The sequence below is a fragment of the Lacihabitans lacunae genome (assembly GCF_042649125.1).
In the GTDB taxonomy this organism is placed as follows: domain Bacteria; phylum Bacteroidota; class Bacteroidia; order Cytophagales; family Spirosomataceae; genus Leadbetterella; species Leadbetterella lacunae.
The window spans coordinates 2,088,336-2,108,406 of record NZ_JBHRYQ010000001.1 but is presented as its reverse complement, the minus strand read 5'-3'; the positions used below and the strand labels follow the sequence as shown (position 1 = coordinate 2,108,406).

Annotated in this window: 17 protein-coding genes; 16 read left to right on the top strand and 1 reads right to left on the bottom strand. The window is 38.1% G+C overall.

Features of this window, described 5'->3' with window-relative positions; translation table 11 throughout:
* Positions 1-95: 95 nt before the first annotated feature.
* From crtD to ACFOOI_RS09115, 14 genes are all read left to right on the top strand, one after another.
* Complete coding sequence (crtD, locus tag ACFOOI_RS09180) at positions 96-1,556, top strand: 1-hydroxycarotenoid 3,4-desaturase CrtD (RefSeq protein WP_379837274.1); 1,461 nt, start codon at positions 96-98, stop codon at positions 1,554-1,556.
* Between the two features lie 253 nt (positions 1,557-1,809).
* Positions 1,810-2,610, top strand: a complete 801-nt coding sequence (locus ACFOOI_RS09175) for a hypothetical protein (RefSeq protein WP_379837273.1) — start codon at positions 1,810-1,812, stop codon at positions 2,608-2,610.
* Positions 2,611-2,885: 275 nt separating this feature from the next.
* On the top strand, positions 2,886-4,190 hold the full coding sequence (locus ACFOOI_RS09170; RefSeq protein ID WP_379837271.1) for a DUF937 domain-containing protein: 1,305 nt from the start codon (positions 2,886-2,888) through the stop codon (positions 4,188-4,190).
* A 162-nt stretch (positions 4,191-4,352) separates the two neighbouring features.
* Entirely contained in the window at positions 4,353-5,492 is a 1,140-nt protein-coding gene (locus ACFOOI_RS09165; RefSeq protein WP_379837269.1) for a trans-sulfuration enzyme family protein, read from the top strand.
* 71 nt (positions 5,493-5,563) lie between these two features.
* Positions 5,564-7,147, top strand: coding sequence for a S8 family peptidase (locus tag ACFOOI_RS09160; RefSeq protein WP_379837267.1), 1,584 nt, complete (start codon positions 5,564-5,566; stop codon positions 7,145-7,147).
* Positions 7,148-7,238: 91 nt separating this feature from the next.
* Positions 7,239-8,405 carry a putative sugar nucleotidyl transferase gene (locus ACFOOI_RS09155; protein ID WP_379837265.1) on the top strand — a complete coding sequence of 389 codons (1,167 nt, stop codon included), beginning with the start codon at positions 7,239-7,241 and terminating at the stop codon, positions 8,403-8,405.
* Between the two features lie 9 nt (positions 8,406-8,414).
* The gene (gene holB, locus ACFOOI_RS09150; RefSeq protein ID WP_379837263.1) at positions 8,415-9,515 is read left to right on the top strand and encodes a DNA polymerase III subunit delta'; all 1,101 of its coding nucleotides are present in this window, start codon (positions 8,415-8,417) and stop codon (positions 9,513-9,515) included.
* Positions 9,516-9,684: 169 nt separating this feature from the next.
* Complete coding sequence (locus tag ACFOOI_RS09145) at positions 9,685-10,320, top strand: hypothetical protein (protein ID WP_379837261.1); 636 nt, start codon at positions 9,685-9,687, stop codon at positions 10,318-10,320.
* 150 nt (positions 10,321-10,470) lie between these two features.
* The gene (locus tag ACFOOI_RS09140; protein ID WP_379837259.1) at positions 10,471-12,213 is read left to right on the top strand and encodes a GMC family oxidoreductase; all 1,743 of its coding nucleotides are present in this window, start codon (positions 10,471-10,473) and stop codon (positions 12,211-12,213) included.
* 65 nt (positions 12,214-12,278) lie between these two features.
* Positions 12,279-12,926 (top strand): gluconate 2-dehydrogenase subunit 3 family protein, encoded by a 648-nt coding sequence (locus ACFOOI_RS09135; RefSeq protein ID WP_379837257.1) that lies wholly within the window; start codon positions 12,279-12,281, stop codon positions 12,924-12,926.
* A complete protein-coding gene (locus ACFOOI_RS09130) occupies positions 12,916-14,970 on the top strand; it encodes a TonB-dependent receptor (protein ID WP_379837255.1) in 2,055 nt (684 codons plus the stop codon). Before ACFOOI_RS09135 ends, ACFOOI_RS09130 begins: the two co-directional genes overlap by 11 nt.
* Positions 14,971-14,974: 4 nt before the next feature.
* Positions 14,975-15,877: a glycerophosphodiester phosphodiesterase family protein gene (locus ACFOOI_RS09125; RefSeq protein ID WP_379837253.1), complete on the top strand. Its 903-nt coding sequence runs from the start codon at positions 14,975-14,977 to the stop codon at positions 15,875-15,877.
* A gap of 15 nt (positions 15,878-15,892) precedes the next feature.
* On the top strand, positions 15,893-17,407 hold the full coding sequence (locus ACFOOI_RS09120) for a GH3 auxin-responsive promoter family protein (RefSeq protein WP_379837251.1): 1,515 nt from the start codon (positions 15,893-15,895) through the stop codon (positions 17,405-17,407).
* 3 nt (positions 17,408-17,410) lie between these two features.
* The gene (locus ACFOOI_RS09115; protein ID WP_379837250.1) at positions 17,411-18,043 is read left to right on the top strand and encodes an oxidoreductase; all 633 of its coding nucleotides are present in this window, start codon (positions 17,411-17,413) and stop codon (positions 18,041-18,043) included.
* Here ACFOOI_RS09115 and ACFOOI_RS09110 read toward each other — a convergent pair.
* Positions 18,040-18,384, bottom strand: coding sequence for a DUF3276 family protein (locus tag ACFOOI_RS09110; RefSeq protein ID WP_379837249.1), 345 nt, complete (start codon positions 18,382-18,384; stop codon positions 18,040-18,042). The genes ACFOOI_RS09115 and ACFOOI_RS09110 overlap by 4 nt on opposite strands.
* 241 nt (positions 18,385-18,625) lie before the next feature.
* On the opposite strand from ACFOOI_RS09110, the gene ACFOOI_RS09105 reads away from it, so the two are divergent.
* Positions 18,626-19,117 (top strand): septal ring lytic transglycosylase RlpA family protein, encoded by a 492-nt coding sequence (locus tag ACFOOI_RS09105; RefSeq protein ID WP_379837247.1) that lies wholly within the window; start codon positions 18,626-18,628, stop codon positions 19,115-19,117.
* Complete coding sequence (locus ACFOOI_RS09100; protein ID WP_379837245.1) at positions 19,118-20,026, top strand: DUF58 domain-containing protein; 909 nt, start codon at positions 19,118-19,120, stop codon at positions 20,024-20,026.
* Positions 20,027-20,071 lie beyond the last annotated feature (45 nt).

Genomic DNA, 20,071 nt, shown 5'->3' with positions numbered 1-20,071 from the left:
TGTTCATTCTAAAACATTGTTTTCTCATTTTTGATTTTCAAGAGCAAGGCGAAGTTTTTATTTCTATATTTAATTTTATTCTACAAAAAACAAAAATGGCAAAGACCGCAATAATAGGAAGTGGAATTGGTGGCTTAGCAACCGCCATAAGGTTAGCAGTAAAAGGGCATGAGGTGCATGTATATGAAGCAAATGCTTATCCGGGAGGTAAACTCGGTGAAATCCAGCAAGAAGGATTTAGGTTTGATGCCGGTCCGTCTTTATTTACACTTCCCAGTTTGGTCGACGAGCTTTTTGTTTTAGCAGGTAAGAATCCAAGCGATTATTTTGAATACCAAAAACTAGATGAGGTGTGTCGCTACTTTTGGGACGACGGCCAAAGGCTTACCGTGACCTCAGATATACAAAAGTTTGATGCGGACGTATGCGAGACTTTCGGGGAAAAAAAAGGAGCCGTAGTAGAATATCTAAAACAGAGTGCTTTTAAATATGAATCGCTCAACGCTCTGTTTCTTCAAAGTAGTTTGCACAAACTAAGTACTTGGATTTCCAAAGACGCATTTAAAGGCTACCTCAATTTGAGTAAGATGGGGATATTTGGTACACTCCATCAGTCAAACCGTAAAACCTTTTCGTCAGACAAGATGGTGCAGCTCTTTGATAGGTATGCTACCTACAATGGTTCTGATCCGTACCAAGCTCCAGCCACTATGGGCATCATTCCTCATTTAGAATATAACATCGGAGCTTTCTTTCCAAAAAATGGAATGATTTCCATTCCACAATCAATTTATAAGCTTGGAATCGATTTAGGCGTGCAGTTTCATTTCAATAATAAAGTAAAAGAAATAAAAATTGAAAAAGAAAAAGTAACAGGCGTGGTGGCAAACGAAGGATTTGTTCCGTTCCAGAATGTGGTCAGCAATATGGATGTAACGCCAACCTACAGAAAGCTTATGCCAAAAGAAAAAGCTCCGAATAAAATTTTGAACCAAGAAAAAAGCGGGTCGGGGTTAATATTTTATTGGGGTATAAAAAACGATTTTTCGGAACTGGGGCTTCACAATATTATCTTTTCTAACAATTATGAAGCTGAATTTAAATCGCAATTTTCGGAAGGGAAAATATATGAAGATCCTACTGTTTATGTCAATATCACGTCTAAAATAGAGCAAAACGACGCTCCAGAGGGTCAGGAGAACTGGTTTGTGCTAATAAACGCTCCTTCTGATAAAGGCCAAAACTGGGACGAAATAATAAAAGAAACCCGAGAGAATGTAATTAAGAAACTTTCGCATGTGCTAAAAGTTGATTTCAAATCACTGATAGTTTGTGAGGATATTTTAGACCCAAGACGCATTCAAAGCCGCACCTCCAGCAGCCAAGGAGCTCTCTATGGAAATAGCTCCAATAATAAATTTGCGGCCTTCCTTCGTCACCCAAATTTTTCAAAAAAGATCCAGAACTTATATTTCGTAGGAGGAAGTGTGCACCCAGGAGGTGGCATACCACTCGCATTATCATCTGCAAAAATCACTACTGATTTTTTGGCATAATTGTTGTAAGCCCGACTTATAACTTTGAGAGACTAATTTACAGCTACTTAAAAGCTTAAATTCTTGAGAAGCCAGTTAGATAAAGAGAAAAATAAAAGAAAAAGATATCTTAATCTAATGAGTTGAAAATAAAGGGTTTAAAATCATTATGACACCATTCGCTAACATAGATTAAATAAAAAGTTATTAAGCGGTATAGTTTTTGTAACCGTTTAATCATTGTTATTGAGTGAATTTATAAAAAATTAAGAAGGTGAAAAAAAGAGCAATTCAATTATTCGGAATCATATTTTTCTCAACGCTTGTGTTCTCTTGTAAAAAGAAAAACGCAAGTCCAGCTTCTGCAAACGTTCAGTGTCCACTTATGAAAGTTGATGGCCCGAAAGGAAACATCAGAAACTATGAGTGGGTAGGCAACAAACTAGTACGAGTATTCAGTAACGATTCTATTCCTACAACTTTGGTTTTTAGATACAATAACAAAAACCTAGCTGAGACCATGGAAGTGATCACAGAAAACTCTTCTGAAAAATATTTAGTAACTTTTCAATACGGCGATAAAAATTCAATCACAAAAAGTCTTGTAACATTAAACGGAATTCAGTTTATGACAAACGAATTCTCATACAATGAAAAATATGCGGTTACAAGTATCAAAACTACAGTTGAGCTTTTCGGAAGAAAAGTAACAGGAAAAACAAGAATAGAATATACAAACAACAACGTATCTAAAGTTTATTCGGCAATCGGCGATGATCTTGAGACGCTTGCATTTACTGGTGACAAATACGACAACAAACTTCAGTTTTGCCCAGAAGTATACAAAACTGCGGCCCTTGGTTTTGTAGGTATTGCAAATAACTTCTTTTCTTATTTTGGAGAGAATAATATGATTGAGGGAAAAGTTTACGATGGCAAAGGCCGTGTGGACCAACAAACTCAAATCAATTATGTATATAACACCAGCGGTTTGCCTGTTCAATCAGAAACCATATCGTTGAAAAACGGTAAATCTAAATTGGAGGTAAACAGTTACCAATTTGGATGTAAGTAATGGCTTTGTGCAAAGACTAATAATCCTAGTGGTCCAAAAGAAATCCTTGAAATTCGGGGATTTTCTTTTGTTTATAGGCATTTGTGTTTACTTCAAATATTATCGTTTTAATTCTTTCGTTCTATTTATAAAACCTATTTGAATTTAAAATAATAGGCATGATTTTTGGAAAATCAATTGTAGCAGGCAAAATAGATACATAACATTTTTTGTGTAAAAGAGACATACTCTCGCTTACATCGGAATTATCATAATATTAATATTCAATAATGGTCATGGGCTTTTTAAATTCAATTAAAGAAAAAATATCAGAAAAGACGCTCGCTAATCTTAGCTCTTATTTAGGAGAAAAAGATGCTGACGTATCATCTGGGCTCAATCTTTCGCTCAATACCTTTATGTCAGGCTTATTGTCTAGTTCCAAAACCGAAGCTGACGCACAGAAGATAATCAAGGTTTTAGAAGACGGTGGCCACACAGGCGAAATACTAAATAACTTGGAAGGTTTCACCGGAAATTTCGAGAAAACGCAGCTCTTGGTGACTATCGGAAACAACATAGCCAATCATTTTTTAGGCAACAAGTCAAATCAGATTATTCAAAAACTATCTGACATAGCAGAAATAAAAAAAACCTCCGCATCGTCACTGTTGAGTATTTCGGCTCCTATAGCATTGGGTTTTTTAGGTAAAAAAGTAAAAGAGAATAATTTAAATGCAGCAGGTTTGTTTGCCTATTTTCAAGAGATAAACGAAGGGGTCATCAATGCCTTGCCGCCTGTATTTACCAATATTTTTCAAGAGAAAAAAGAAGTAACTTCATCTACCGTAAAGGCTTCTAAAAAAGAAGTTAAAGTAGAAAAGAAAGTAAAACCTGTAAAGAAAGAATCTTCCATCAAAATGGAACAAGTCTTGCCTTGGGTGTTGTTGATTCTAGCAGGAATAATTTCGCTTTATTTTTATTCCCAAAAAAACAAAGATAGTAAGGTTGATTTGTCTGAAATAACGGTAGTTAAAGAAAAGGAAGAGGATTTGGTGCCAGAAGACTTTTTGCCAGATGGTTCTACTTTAGGCGAATTGCCTGAGAAAAATGTAGTTGACCCTGCTAATGCAGATAATGCTTTAAAACCACTTGATAATAATGATGCACAGGCTTCAAGTCCAGCCAATGCAGTTCCTGAGGTAAGTACCTTGCCTGCTCCACCTCAGAAAAAGGTGGAAGCCCCAAAAGAGGTTACAAAACCTGCCTATAAACCTCAAGTAGAGGCTACTGTCAAAGAGCAACCTGCCAAAAAGAATATTCCGAGTGGGTTTTCTGGTTTAAATGGTTCTGCCTTTAAAAGAAACAGTGCGGAGGTTTCGGCTTTGGCTGATATTAAAAATATTATGAACAAAGCCAAAGAGTCAAATAAGATAGTTACAATTTCGCCACTGAAAGGTGGAAACGCTAGACTTGCTGAAGATAGGGCTTATGCCATCCGAGAAAAAATGATTGAACTTGGTTTGCCTCAAAGTCAGGTTAAAGTTGGTAGTTCGGTATCGGGTTCTGACGAAAACGGTGTGGTATATAAATTGAATTAATTCGTTTTTTTTACAAAAATATTAAATTAGGATGCTCCAAAAGCATCCTTTTTTTTATGTACGAATAATTCAAACAATCAGGTTTTAGACTAGTTGAGTTTAATGATATTTTGAAAACTCACTTATATTTACATTTTCGTATCAACACTTAAAAATAAACTAATGCCCAAAGTCAATACTGCCATAATTCAAAACCTAACGAACACCAGTGACGAAAATGGCTACGGAGCCGTAGTAGAGCCAATTGTGATGTCAACCACATTTGAGCGAAATAGAGAAGGTGTCTTTCCGGAAGGACGGGATATTTATACGCGAGCATCTAACCCCAACAGGAGGACTTTAGAAGGAAAATTGGCACTGCTAGAAGGTGGCATAGAGGCGGTAACTTTTGCTTCGGGTCAAGCAGCTACTATGTCTGTTTTTCACAGTTTAGGAGCCAATAGCCACGTTATTTTACCTGATGATATTTACTACGGTACCAAGGTGCTCATCGAAACGCTTTATGCATCATGGGGGATGAGCTACACCGCGGTAGACATGACCAGTTTGGCGGCCATAGAGGCTGCAGTAAAAGAAAATACAAAACTTATCTGGATAGAATCACCCTCAAATCCAAGTCTGAAAGTTACAGATATAGGAGCTGTGGCAACTTTAGCTAAATCCAAAGGGATACTAACTGCCTGCGATAACACTTGGGCTACGCCATATTTTTGTAAACCATTTGATTTTGGGGTGGATTTAATTATGCATTCCACTACCAAATATTTCGGAGGGCACTCTGATATTTTGGGAGGGGCGATAATTGCTTCCGAAAATACTCCAAATGAATTGTTAGCCGCCATTCGTAATTTTCAAGTATTGGGTGGGGCAGTCCCTTCGGCTCAAGACTGTTGGTTGTTGTCTCGTTCGTTGAGTACTTTTCATGTACGTATGCCTGTTCATGGTCAAAATGCCATCGCTTTAGCCGAATACCTAAATTCGCATTCCGCCATAGAAAAAGTCTTTTATCCGGGTTTAACAAACAACGAAGGATATGAGGTGTCAAAAAAACAAATGAAAAATGGTTTTGGAGGAATGTTGTCAGTGATAATTAAAGGAGACGAAGCCAATTGCCTTAAAGTAGCCTCCAAACTGAAGGTATTTAAGCACGCCACCAGTTTGGGAGGAGTAGAAAGTTTGGTAGATCACAGGAGGTCAGCCGAAGGAGAGCACTCTGTTAGTCCGCCTAATTTGTTACGAATATCAGTAGGAATTGAATCAATCGACGACTTGATTGCGGATTTTGACCAAGCACTTGTATAAATTATAGAATAAATGTACTTAATTTGACGTTTATTTTCTTTTAAATCAATAATCAACCGAAAAATCAACGAATGAAAAAAGTTATTTTCTTGGCACTTATATCTACATCTGTTTTTAGCCAAGACCTTAAAACCAAATTTAACTGGCATAACCTAGACCTTGAAGCCGATGGCGTAAGAGGTATGAGCACCGAAAAAGCCTACCAAGAATTGCTTAAAAATAGAAAGTCTACTACCGTAATAGTAGGTGTTATTGATTCTGGAATAGATATTAACCACGAAGACTTAAAAAGGGTAATTTGGACCAATACCAAAGAAATAGCAGGAAATGGAATTGACGATGACAAAAACGGATTCATAGACGATGTGTATGGCTGGGATTTTATAGGTGGAGCAAACGGTAAAGATGTAGATCAAGAACAGTTAGAAAGCGTAAGGATTTACAAAAACCTAAAATCTAAGTTTGGAACAAACCCAAAGAAAAGACTTATTAAAAGAAACAAAGAAGATTATGCTTTGCTTCAAAAACTAAAAAAAGAAATAGAAGAGGAGAAAAAAGAAGCTCAGCAATATTTGCCTCTTTACAACAATATGCTCGAAAAAATCAGCAAGGCTGAGGAGGTTTTGGCAGAGCATTTGGGTAAAAAAGACTTTTCAAAAGACGAAGTTGCGGACATTAAAACCGAAAGTGTAGCACGTAATATTAGAGAAGCAAAAGCAATCTATTTGAACCTAATAGCCATGGGAGCAACCCGTGCTGATATTCAAGATGGGGTAAATCACTTTAAAGATCAGTTGGAATATAACCTAAACGAAAATTTTGACGCAAGAGCAATTATAGGCGATAACCCAGCGAAACTAGAATATGGTACTTATGGAAATAATGAGGTGACAGGTCCAGATGCCATGCACGGAACGCACGTGGCGGGTATTATCGGAGCCGACAGAACTAATAATAAGGGCGTGTTAGGTGTGGCTGATAATGTTCAAATAATGACAATCAGATGTGTGCCAAATGGCGATGAGCGTGATAAAGACGTGGCAAATGCCATAAAATACGCAGTAGACAATGGTGCTCAAGTGATTAATATGAGTTTTGGAAAGCCGTATTCACCAGATAAAAAATGGGTAGACGATGCCATGCAATATGCCCAAGACAAAGGCGTGCTATTAGTTTCTGCGGCTGGAAATGATAATCTTAATGTAGACGAGAAAGTGCATTTTCCTACGCGTTTGCTTCAAAATGGAAAAGAAATAGCAAACTGGATAGTGGTAGGAGCTCAAAATTTCGAGGAAGGAGAGAGTCTGCCGGCAGAATTTAGCAACTATGGAAAAAAGAACGTAGACGTTTTTGCTCCAGGAGTAGCTATTTACTCGTCAGTTCCAGGGTCAAAATACGAAGAAAAACAAGGAACAAGTATGGCTTCACCGGCAGTAGCAGGTGTGGCGGCTTTGTTGAAATCGTATTTTCCAAGCCTAACGGCAACTCAACTTAAGCAAATCATATTGGAGTCGGCCGTTAGTTTAGCAGGTACAGAAGTAAGACTTCCAGGCGAAAAAATAGATGTAGATTTTGCAGAACTATGTAAAACTGCCGGAGTTGTAAATGTATATAATGCCGTAAAAATGGCAATTGAAATAACGGAAAAGCAATAAGTTTTTTCCTTTTTTATAAAATTAAAAGCTATTCCTACCTGATAATTAAAAGGTAGGAATAACTTTGCATTCGAAATCAAAACACTTTCGAATGAATCTGATTCTTTTTGACCAACCAAAAGTTCACCAACAACTGAGGCCAGTAACGCTTACGAGGCCAATTTCGGGTATCCGAACAGGTATTCTTTGTCTTCACGAAAAATGGGAGAGAAGGTTTGCTGTCACTGCTTCGTTTTTGACGGAGGAGTATTTGAGCGATAAATTTCCAGTAAAATATACGTCTGATAACCTCTATGTCAATGCCTCATTGTTGGCAACAGATATTTTGGTGCAGGCTATTTTGGGTTTAAATTCTGGTCAAGTTTTAAAAAACAACGAAAAGGTTTTGGCTTGGAAAAGCGAACTGAAATTTGCCTTTGGCGAGCTGCCCGTAGGTTTAGAAGTAGTGGAGTTTGTAGGCCAAGTAAAGTTAATTGCTCAGCTACCCGACTTGTTTCTTAATAATGCCGAAGAGATAGAAAGTGATTTTAAGTTATTAACTAAAGGAAGAGTTTCTGCTGAAATCAATGATCAGCATACCGTAGTTTATGGCAAAGAAAACGTGTTTGTAGAAGAAGGCGTAAATATTAAAGCTGCTATAATAAATGCCGAAACGGGTCCAGTATATATCGGAAAAAATGCGGTAGTACAGGAAGGCAGTTTGGTAATAGGACCAGCCGCTATCTGCGAAGATTCTATGGTGGCTTTTGGTGCCAAAATTAGACCCAATACCACTTTAGGTCCCGTATGTAGAGTTGGGGGCGAAGTCGGGAATTCTATTTTTCATGGATATTCAAACAAAGCCCACGATGGTTTTTTAGGAAATTCATATATAGGCGAATGGTGTAATTTGGGTGCAAATACCAATAATTCAAACCTCAAAAACGACTATAAAGAAGTGAAATTACACAGTTATGTAACCAATGGTTTGGTTTCTACAGGTGAACTTTTCTGTGGTACATTTATGGGAGACTATTCTAAAGCTGGCATTAGCACTATGTTTAACACCGGAACTTCAGTTGGCGTAAGTTCAAACGTGTATGGTTCTGGTTTTCAGGAAAAATTCATACCGAGCTTTGCGTGGGGTGGAGCTTCCGAAGGATACCAAGCATATAGATTTGATAAAGCCATAGAAGTTATTAACGCTACAATGGCCCGCAGAGGCAAACAACTGACAGAAATAGATCTAAAAATTCTAGAAAATATCAATAAATCTTAAGTAAAAACTATGCTTTTTAGTGCGATACCCGGGTTAGATGAAATAAAAAAACGTCTGATTGCTGCTGTGAATAACAATCACGTAGCTCATGCTCAGCTTTTCGATGGAGCCGAGGGTGGAGGTGCATTGCCTATGGCCATGGCTTTTGCTACGTACGTAAACTGCCATAACCCGCAAGCAGACGACGCCTGTGGAAGTTGTGCTTCATGTGTGCAAATGTCGAAATTAGCCCACCCTGACGTCACGTATGTTTACCCTACAGCAGGAGGGAAAAAAGTACTTTCTGAAAACTTCATTACCCAATGGAGAGAGTTTTTAAATGAAAATCCATTTGGTGGTATTTCGGATTGGCTGGAGGCCATAGACATCAAACAAGGCAATATTCCGGTAGAGGAGTCACGTCAGGTGATTCAAAACTTGAGTTTAAAATCATACGAAGGAGGCTACAAAATTGTTATCATCTGGATGGCCGAATACATGGGTATTGCGTCTGCCAATGCACTTTTAAAAATTCTGGAAGAACCACCAGCTAAAACTTTGTTTTTGATGGTTTCCAATGGCACGGAGCGTTTGCTCACCACCATTATTTCCAGAACACAGCGAATTGCCGTCAGGAGCTTGACTGACGATGAACTCAAAGAATATTTAATAAAATCGCAGGGACTACCTGAGCTAAGAGCCCAAGAAGTGGCCTTTCTTTCGGAAGGGAATATAGCCTATGCAAAATCTATTATTAACCAAAAAGACCAAAACGAGAAAGAGTGGTTTGCTAACTGGATGCGGTATTGCTATGCTTTTGATTTGTCTAAATTGGTGCCATTGGCAGATAGTTTTGACTCACTCACCAAAGAGGCTCAGAAGAGCCTTTTAGATTACGGTTTAAAAATCATTAGAGAGATATATTTGCAATGTGTGGGAATGGACTCTTTGATAAAACTCGAAGGAGAAGAGTTAGTTTTTGTACAGAAATTTTCAAAGGTATTTAAGTTTGAAAACCTCGATAAAATCACGCAAGAAATTTCAGAGGCACAGTTTCATATTGAGCGAAACGCCAGAGGGAAATTGGTCTTTTTAGATACTTCGCTCAATATTGCAAGGCTCATTAAATAGGTTTCACCTCTTGTCTTTAACTGCCTCTGAGTTATTTATTTGATTTAAATGCTTGATTTAGGTCGTATTATTTTTATCTTCCTGTTACAGTTTTCCTAAACAATGCATAATTTTGAGACTTTTAATTCTTTTATTTTTTATATCATTTGGTTCCTTTAGTCAAGGAGTCGTGAAGTTTTTATTAACTCCTGATACTACCCTTAATAGTAAGGTCTCAGTGGCACTAAAACTAGATACTCGAAATTCGTTTTCGAATAGTAAGATTGTAAATATCAATGGGGTAAGTGGAGGTATATCATTTGGTCGAAAAAGATCTAAATTGCTATTGGGTTATTATTGGGCAAACTATAAAAGTAATCTGCGTTTTATTGATTTTAGTAAAAATAGGGCTTCCTTAATTAATCTAGATTATTATACCAAAATAGACCTGCATTATTTTAATTTGATGTATTATCATTATCTCATAAACTCCTACAGGTGGCAGCTGAGTTTGCCCGTAGAGGTAGGTATTGGCACTGGCGATGTTAGCCAAGAGTCATTTGGGAGCGATTTGCAAATATGGAAAAAAGAAGATTTGTTTGTGCCTCTTCAGTTGGGTCTTAGGGTTGACTATAAAGCAACCCGATATCTTGGACTTAACGTAATGGCCGGTTATAGGCATAGTCTTAAAATCTATGAACTGAGCAATGCCTTTAGTGGGCCATATTACAGTTATGGAATCTCTTTGTTTACTGACCCCATGTGGCCTGATTTTAAAAAATGGAGAGCTACACGGAAAAATAGTAAAGTTCAGGCCAAACCGTAAGTCCTTGCTCTCTTAATTTTTAATAGCCACTTCTGCTTTTTTTGATTTATTTAAATAAATTAATAATTCTCCTATTTTCGTTCTCTTAATTCTGCCATTTATAAGAATTACTTCCTACTTTAGTATATCATAATTCAACTCTATACGTAAATGGAAGATTTTCAAATTAAAAACCAAGCCACAGTATTTGATGTCATCATAGTGGGGTCTGGTGCAGGTGGTGGTATGGCAGCCTACCAACTTACAAAAGCCGGAGCCAAAGTTTGCTTATTAGAAGCAGGTGGATTTTATGACCCGGCAGATCCAAAATATATCACCCAACTCAAGTTTCCGTATGAGTCGCCACGAAGAGGGGCAAGTACAAGAAGGGCCTTCGGTGATTTTGATGCCGCTTGGGGTGGCTGGGAAATAGAAGGGGAACCCTATACCCGCAAAAACGGCACCGAGTTCGACTGGTTTAGATCCAGAATGCTTGGTGGAAGAACCAATCACTGGGGGCGTATTTCACTACGTTTCGGACCAAAGGATTTTAAAAGGAAAAGCATAGATGGCTTAGGCGAAGATTGGCCGATTAGCTACGAAGATGTAGCTCCGTACTATGATAAAGTAGATCAATTAATAGGTGTTTTTGGAACAAAAGAAAACCTGCCAAATGATCCAGATTCTATATTTTTGCCTCCTCCAAAACCTCGTTTACATGAACTTTTACTTTTGGAAGCAAACAAAAAAACAGGCGTTACCACTATCCCTTCTCGAATGTCAATGCTTACAAAACCCATCAACGATGAGCGTGGGTCGTGTTTTTATTGTGGGCAGTGCAGTCGCGGATGTATGGCCTATGCCGATTTCTCATCTTCATCGGTTTTAGTGAAACCAGCTTTAAAGACGGGTAATCTCACCTTGATTAATAACGCCATGGTTCGTGAAGTCTTAACCGACGAAAACGGAATAGCAACTGGGGTTTCGTATGTAAACAAATTGACACTTACAGAAGCCACAGTTAATGCCAAAATAGTAATATTAGCAGCTTCTGCGGGTGAATCAGCTCGTTTGTTGTTAAATTCTAAGTCTTCACGTTTTCAAAATGGCTTAGCGAATTCATCAGGAGTGGTTGGTAAATATCTGCACGATTCTACTGGGGCTGGCAGGTCAGCGTTTGTACCTTCTTTGGTTGATAGAAAAAGATACAACGAAGATGGCGTGGGTGGTATGCACGTGTATTCGCCCTGGTGGTTAGACAACGCAAAACTAGATTTTCCTCGTGGTTATCACATCGAATATGGTGGTGGTATGGGTATGCCTTCATATGGTTTCGGTTTTGGAATTGAGAATCAAAACGGTAAATATCCGGGCAGAAACGGTATAACCAAAGATGCAGGAGGATATGGAGCTTCGCTCAAAGACGATTATCGTTTCTTTTATGGGGCAAATATCGGAATGGCAGGTAGAGGCGAAGCCATCGCTAGAGAAGATAATTATTGTGAAATAGACCCAAAGGTTGTAGACAAATGGGGGATTCCGGTGCTTAGGTTCCATTACAAATGGAGCGACTACGAGATAAAACAAGCCAAGCACATGCAAGACACTTTCGAAGAAATTATCCATAGTATGGGCGGTATTCCGAACGGTCCCAAACCAGGTGCTGATACCAACTACGGCCTTTTGGCTCCTGGTAGAATTATTCACGAGGTGGGAACTGTAAGGATGGGAAGTGATAAAAACAGGTCGGTTTTAAACAAATACGGACAATCTCATGATGTCAAAAACCTATTTGTGGTAGATGGTGGAGCGTTTGTTTCTCAAGCAGACAAAAACCCTACTTGGACCATTTTGGCTTTATCTATGCGAACTTCAGATTATATTTTGGAACAAGTAAAAGCCAAGAATTTATAATTTTCAAACCTTTCTGATCAAATGAGCTTTTTAATAAAGACCATTTGGATAAAAAATATAGAAATATGAAACGAAGAGATATATTAAAAAACATAGGTTTAGGTACTGCCGGAGTGGTAGTAGCTGGCACTGCAAGTGCACAAACCAAACCCAAAACTCCGGTTGAAAAAGAGATTCCGGAAGCTGCCAATGGCCGAACAAGAGAAGAAATAATTTTCGATAATAAATTAAAAGCCGAAAAGTTTTTCTCAAAAGCTGAAATGGATTCGCTTAAGGTTTTGGTCGATATTATTATTCCTGCTGACGCTACTTCAGGGTCGGCTACGCAAGCAGGTGTGCCTGATTTTATAGAGTTTATTGTGAAAGATATTCCGTCTCACCAAACGCCTATGCGTGGAGGTTTGATGTGGGTAGATAACATGGCCATTAAAATGTTTAAGGTTAAGTTTACAGCTTTAAGTGCCGCTCAAAGAATTCAAATAATTGACCTGATTGCCTATCCAGAAAAATCCAAACCTGAGCATTCACAAGGCGTTGCTTTTTTTAATTTATTGCGAAATCTGACCGCAACGGGCTTTTTTACCTCAGAAATGGGGCTTAAAGACCTAGGCTATGCCGGGAATCAAGCCAATAAGTGGGACGGGGTTCCTGACGACGTTTTGGCAAAATACAATGTAAACTATAATGAGTGGGAGAAACATCTTGAAAAGTAAATTTATATTTTTTGGAGCATTAGTGGTTTTGCCTTCGTTTGTTTTCGGACAAAAAGACTCTACCATAGTTTTAGAAGAAACCCTCGTCAGAGGTTTTGAAACAAACCAAAGTAACCTAAAAACCGCAGCTTCGGTCTTAAAGATTTCGACTCGGCAAATCGAACAGTTTGGCAATACCAATCTGACGTATGCTATAAATTCACAGGCGGGTGTCAGAATGGAAGAACGCTCGCCGGGTAGTTACAGGCTGGCTATAAGAGGCAGTTCGCTAAGGTCGCCTTTTGGGGTTAGAAATGTCAAAGTGTACCTAAATGGAATCCCGATTTCGGATGCTAACGGAATCACCTATTTTAACCAAATAGACATGAACGCCCTCCAAAGCATTGAAATATTAAAAGGGCCTTCAGGGAGTATTTTCGGAGCCGGTATTGGCGGTGTTTTAAACCTACAAACCAAAGCCGCAAGTGCCGGTCAAACCGCCTCTGCGGGTGTTCATGTGGGAAGTTATGGTATTGTCAATTCCAGAATTGGCTATCAATTTGGTTCTGCAAAAAACAATACCACTATTAATTTTTCTCAAAATACATCGGATGGATATCGAGCAAATTCAGCTTTAAAAAGAGCAGGACTTACGCTTCATTCTGATTTTTTCTTAAAACCGAATCATACGCTTTCGGTTTTTTCTTATTTGGCCCAAACCAACTATCAAACTCCGGGAGGATTGACCCTTGCTCAAATGCAGGCTAATAGAAAAGCGGCACGTTTGGCTACTGCTACCTTACCTAGTGCAGAAGCTCAAAAAGCGGCTATTGACCAGAAGATTGCCTATTTGGCTCTTTCTGATTTGGTTTTTTTTAAAAATAATTGGTCGCTGCAGTCTACGCTAACATTCAATACGGGCCATTTGCAAAACCCATTTATTACCAATTTCGAAGATCGAAAAGAACATTCGCTGGGAGCGAGGTCAGTATTGAAAAAGAATTTTGAAGAGACGGGTATTAACCTAGTTTTTGGTTTCGAAGGAATGCAAACCAACTCGAGTTTTGATGTTTTTGATAACAATGCAGGCCAAAAAGGAAAGTTACAAGGATATGACGATGTAAAATCTTTTCAAGGTTCGCTATTTGGTCAGATTGAGAAAACGCTTTTTTCTGATTTGATTTTTACGGCTGGCCTAAGTTTTAATGCTCAAAAAAGCCAAGTAGATCATTTGGTGGCAGGTAAGGAGTTAGTAAAATTAAACTACGCGGCTAAAGTGCCCGTGGCACCGCGAATAGCGATTTTGAAGCCGCTTGGTAATCATTTTTCGGCCTATGCGAGTTACAGTTTTGGATTTTCTTCGCCCACCGTTCAAGAAATCACCTCGACACTCCAATACGCTCAAGACGTAGATCTTTTGCCTGAAAAAGGAAATAATACTGAATTTGGGATAAAATATTCAGATAAAAAGTTGAGTTTTGATGTGGCCGTTTTCTCGCTTGAGGTGCAAGACGGTTTGGTTAGATTTACAAATTTTACGGGAAACGAATATTTTAAAAACCTAGGTAATTTGGTACAACAGGGCTTGGAGACGCAGTTTAGGTATCAAATTGTAAATCAAAATACCGAGAAGTTTATTCAAGATGCGAGCGTTTCTGCTTCGTTGACTTTAAATGATTTTACTTATAAAAAATACGAACTTAGCCCAACTGTAAATTATAACGATAAAAACCTTCCCGGTGTAGCCAAGCAGAATCTTTTTATCAGTGCTTCTCTTGTTCAAAAAAGTGGGGTGTATCTAAATTTGGCAATTAATTATCTCTCAAAAATGCCACTAAAAGACGACAATACGGTTTATGCCGATGCCGCTTGGATGTCACAGCTTAGGTTAGGTTATAAAAAGGACTTCAGGAAATTGGCCGCCAAAGTATACGTAGGAGCTGAGAATTTATTTAATCAAGCATATAGTTTTGGGTATGATTTTAATGCCTTCGGCAATAGATTTTATAACCCAGCACCGCTCCGAAACTATAACGGTGGTGTAGAGCTTTCATTTAAATTTTAATAAAATGTATTCGATAAAAACATTTATTTTATTCATTTCTTTAAGTTTTTTAAACATGAATATTGGGTTTGCACAATTTGAAATTCAAGGACACCGAGGTTGTAGAGGGCTGATGCCCGAAAATACGATACCGGCATTTTTGCGGGCAATTGACGAGGGCGTGGAAACGCTAGAGCTTGATGTTATCATTTCAAAAGATAACAAAGTAGTAGTAAGCCATGAGCCACAGTTTAATCCTGAAATTACGACCAAACCCGATGGGAGTTTTTTTGTGAAAATGCAAGACTCGAATTTACACAAACTCACGTATAATGAAATAAAAAGGTACGATGTTGGTTTAAAAGGGCATTCGGGCTACCCTGAGCAACAAAAAATGGCAGTTTACAAGCCCTTACTCACCGATGTAATTAAAGCAGTAAATGCACATCTGAAAACAAAAGGTAGATCTGAAATAAAATACAATATTGAAATTAAAAGTTTGGTGGAGGAATATGGCATTTCGCAGCCAAAGCCCAAGGAGTTCTGTGATTTGGTTTTGAAAACGATTGGCAAAAAAATAAAACCAGAAAACTTGACTATTCAGAGCTTTGATTTTAACGTCTTGAAGTATTTAAATGAGTGTGCACTAAAATCAAAAACAAAGCCTTTTGATATTTCGGTTTTGCTTGAACCTATGGAAAACAATGAAATAACTTACAATATTGACAAACTCGGATTTAAACCCGATATTTGGAGTCCTTATTTTAAAGTTTTGAAGCCAGAAATGGTAAATGAACTTAAAGAAAAGCATATCAAGGTGATTCCCTGGACGGTAAATACGCTCGACGATATGCGAAAAGTAAAAGAAATGGGATGCGATGGATTAATTACGGACTATCCCAATAGAGCAAAAAGTATAAACCTATAACCTTATTTTTGAAAATTGAGTCTGATTAACGATGTACTTGGCTATTTTATCAAACGAAGGCGAACTCGAATCGAGGAATTCAAAGAATTTCCGATTGAGACGCAAAACGAAGTATTTTTTGGCTTAATAGACAGAGCGAAATATACCGAGTTTGGATTAAAGCACAGCTTCAAAGACATTCGTTCGGTCGCTGATTTTCAGGAAAGAGTTCCCGTTTCTACTTATGAGGAATTTTATCCATATATAGAGCGTGTACTCAAAGGCGAAAAAAATGTGCTCTGGCCTTCGGAAATCCTTTGGTTTTCTAAATCTTCGGGAACTACAAATTCCAAAAGTAAATTTATACCCGTTTCCGAAGAGTCACTGGAGGAGTGCCACTACCGGGGCGGCAAAGACCTTTTGACTTTATACGTAGAAAACTTCCCGGAAAACCTCCTTTTTGAAGGCAAAGCCTTGTCTATCGGTGGCTCACTGCATCCAAATCCATTTAATACGCATACCATTGCAGGCGATATTTCGGCAGTGATAACGCGTAATTTGCCCAAATGGGCCGAATACATGCGTACACCAAGTGCGGAGTTTGCCCTTTTAGAAAAATGGGAAGACAAGATGGAACATATGATAGAGGTTTGTTCCAAAGAGCCCGTTACCAGTATTTTGGGTGTTCCTACATGGACTGTGGTGCTTTTAGAAAATATTATGGAACGCACAGGAGCTAAAAATATACTGGAGGTTTGGCCTGATTTTGAGGTGTTTTTTCATGGAGCGGTTTCGTTTACACCTTACAGAGAACTCTTTAATACCAAGTTTTTTCCAGGCAACAAGGTCAAATACATGGAGACCTACAATGCTTCCGAGGGCTTCTTCGGTATTCAAGATGACTTCGACCTTAAAGACCAAATGCTCCTTATGCTTGACTACGGTATTTTCTATGAATTTTTACCCATGGAAGAATGGGACAAGGAATTTCCTAAAGCAATTACCTTAGACGATGCAGAAATAGGCAAAAACTACGCGGTGGTAATCTCTACAAACGGCGGACTTTGGCGATATAAAATAGGCGATACCGTCAAGTTTACTTCGCGTTATCCGTTTAGGGTAAAAGTTAGTGGACGTACCAAACAGTTTATTAACGCCTTTGGCGAAGAACTGATGGTAGAAAACGCAGATCAAGCATTTTCGTTTGCTGCGAAGGTTTGTGAAGTTACCGTAAAAGAATATTCGGGAGCTCCTATATATATGCAGAGCGATAACAAAGGTGGCCACGAATGGGTGGTGGAGTGTTCGGTAAATCCGGCAGATACCCAACTTTTTGTATCTAAGTTTGATGAAAAGCTAAAGGAACTAAATTCAGACTATGAAGCCAAAAGAAGAAATGATATGGCCTTGGATATTCCGAAAATGCATTTTGCTCAAACCGGTACTTTTTATAGATGGATGGAAAACCGAGGCAAACTTGGTGGGCAGCACAAAGTGCCTAGGCTAGCCAATACAAGAGAATATATAGACGACCTAATTAAATTTTTATAAAATATGAAAGCTTTAGTATTAGGTGCTACGGGTTTGGTGGGAGGTAATCTATTAGAGATGTTACTCGCAAACGAAAAGTTTTCTAAAATAGAAACTTGGTCGCGTTCTGAGCTTAAAATCTCAAATTCCAAGTTAAAACAGGTGGTTTATTCCTTCGAAAAAAATGTGCCATATCCCGTTTTTAAAGATATTGACGTAGTTTTTTGTTGCCTCGGAACCACCATCAAAAAAGCAGGGAGCAAAGAGGCCTTTATAAGAGTAGATCAAGAAATACCCTTGGAAGTGGCTCAGTTAGCCAAGCAAAATGGCTGCGAAAGCTATCTGATAGTGACTGCAATGGGTGCCAATGCCAGCTCTATGTTTTTTTATAATCAAGTAAAAGGAAAGGTTGAAGACTCACTTGCCAATTTTAATTTCGGACAATTGGGCATTTTTAGACCTTCAATGTTATTAGGTGACCGCAAAGAGCAGCGAACTATGGAGTCTGTAGGTCAGAAAGTGATGTTGTTTTTTGATTTTTTAACTCCAAAAAACTATAAAGCCATCACGGCTACTAAAGTAGCTAAGGCTATGATGGCTTTTTCAATTTCAGATAAAAAAGGTTTGAATGTGATACCTTCGGGTAGTATGTATTAAACCCATTTTAGGTCCGAGCCGCCTATTTCTTCATCAAAGCTTTTGTGATCGCCTAATTCTGCTTTATCTCGAAATTGAGAAAAGTCTACCTCAGGCATTAATTCATTTTTTATGTAGTCTACGGTTTCTTGGAGAGCTTCCACCACTTTTTCAAAATCTTCTTTATAAATAAATAGTTTGCTTTTTTCGTAAACAAAATCTCCTTCTTTGAGAAATCTTCTACTTTCGGTTACTGTCAGATAATAGTCATTAGAGCGGGTGGCTCTCACATCAAAAAAATACGTGCGTTTTCCTGCCCGGATTCTTTTCGAAAAAATCTTGTCTTGCTCTTCTCTGTCCACTTTATGGTTATTTAGGGTTTATTTTATAGTAATCAAAAATAAGTTTTTATTAACTCAAAAAAAAAATATTAAACTAAAAAAAGAAGCGTGAATGGTTGATTTTTAGAATTAAACTAATAAATATTTGTATTTTGCTGACCTATTTGTTCTACTTTAGATTTACATCACAATAAATTTTTATTTTTTTCATTGTTTTGCCGTTATGAACTTCACCCCAATAAAACATTTTTTAAGAATTAAGATGTTTTTCTTAGTCTTATTTTCATTCCAAATTTCTGTGGCTCAAGGCGTGGAGTTAGGAAAGGTATTTAGTGGTAGCTGTTCGTATTATGCCACCAAGTTTCATAACCGTAAAACCGCCAACGGGGAGCTCATGAACAACCTCGATTACACATGTGCACACCCAACCTTACCTTTTGGTACGATGCTTGAAGTAACCAATCTAAAAAATGGGAAGTCGGTAATAGTACGCGTAAATGACCGTGGCCCTTATTCGCGAGCTCGCGTAATTGACGTATCTTACGGTGCCGCCAAACGCTTGGGGATGATTATGATGGGTGTTATTAAAATTAAGGCTAAAATAGTGGGCGAAAACGGCGAAGTCTTGTTAAATACAAGGCCTGAGTCAGGTTTAATGCAGGAGCTCTTTTATGGAGATTCTACCCGAGTTAAAGTCCCTTTTAAAAACGATATGAGTTCGAAACTTTTAGATTCTACAAAACGCTTAAATTAAATGCAAAATTTAGATTTATCTAAAGTACGGGAATATGGCCATTTAGATTTTTTGGCTAAGCAATTAGTAGAAGGATTTATTACAGGTTTACACAAGTCGCCCTTTCACGGGTTTTCTGTGGAATTTGCGGAGCATAGATTGTACAATAATGGCGAAAGTACCCGTCACATGGACTGGAAAGTATTCGCCAAGACAGATAAGCTTTTTGTGAAGCGATATGAGGAGGAAACAAACTTAAGATGTAATATCATTTTAGATGTTTCATCGTCGATGTATTATCCCGTAAAAAACAACGGTAAATTAAACTTCTCGGTTTTGGCTTCTGCGGCTTTGGCTAACATGCTCCAGCGTCAGCGAGATGCCGTGAGTTTAACCACTTTTTCGGATCATATTGAGGTGCAAACACAATGTAAATCTACCTCGAATCACATTCACAAGATTTTTGTAGAATTAGAGAATGTGTTAGACAGAACTCAGAAAAACCAAGGAACTTCTGTGGTAGAAACCTTACACCTCATTGCAGAAAAGATTCACAAACGCTCGTTGGTGGTTATTTTTTCGGATATGTTTGAGGATATTAATAACGCTGAGAAAGTATTTTCTGCTTTGCAGCACCTAAAACATAACTTGCACGAGGTTTTGCTATTTCATGTAGTAGATAAGAAAACCGAGCACGATTTTGATTTTGACGACAGACCTTATGAATTTGTAGATTTAGAAACTGGTGAAAAAGTAAAACTGCAACCTAATCAAGTCAAAGAGCAATACGTTAATACCTTGAATAGCTACACCCACGATTTGAAAATAAAATGTGGGCAGTATAAGATAGATTTTATAGAGGTAGACATCAATTTAGGCTTTGATCAGATTCTGGCTAGTTTTTTAGCCAAAAGAGCCAAGATGCGTTAATTCGTTCATCTTTGACTTTGTCAAATATTTCAATCCCTTTTTTCC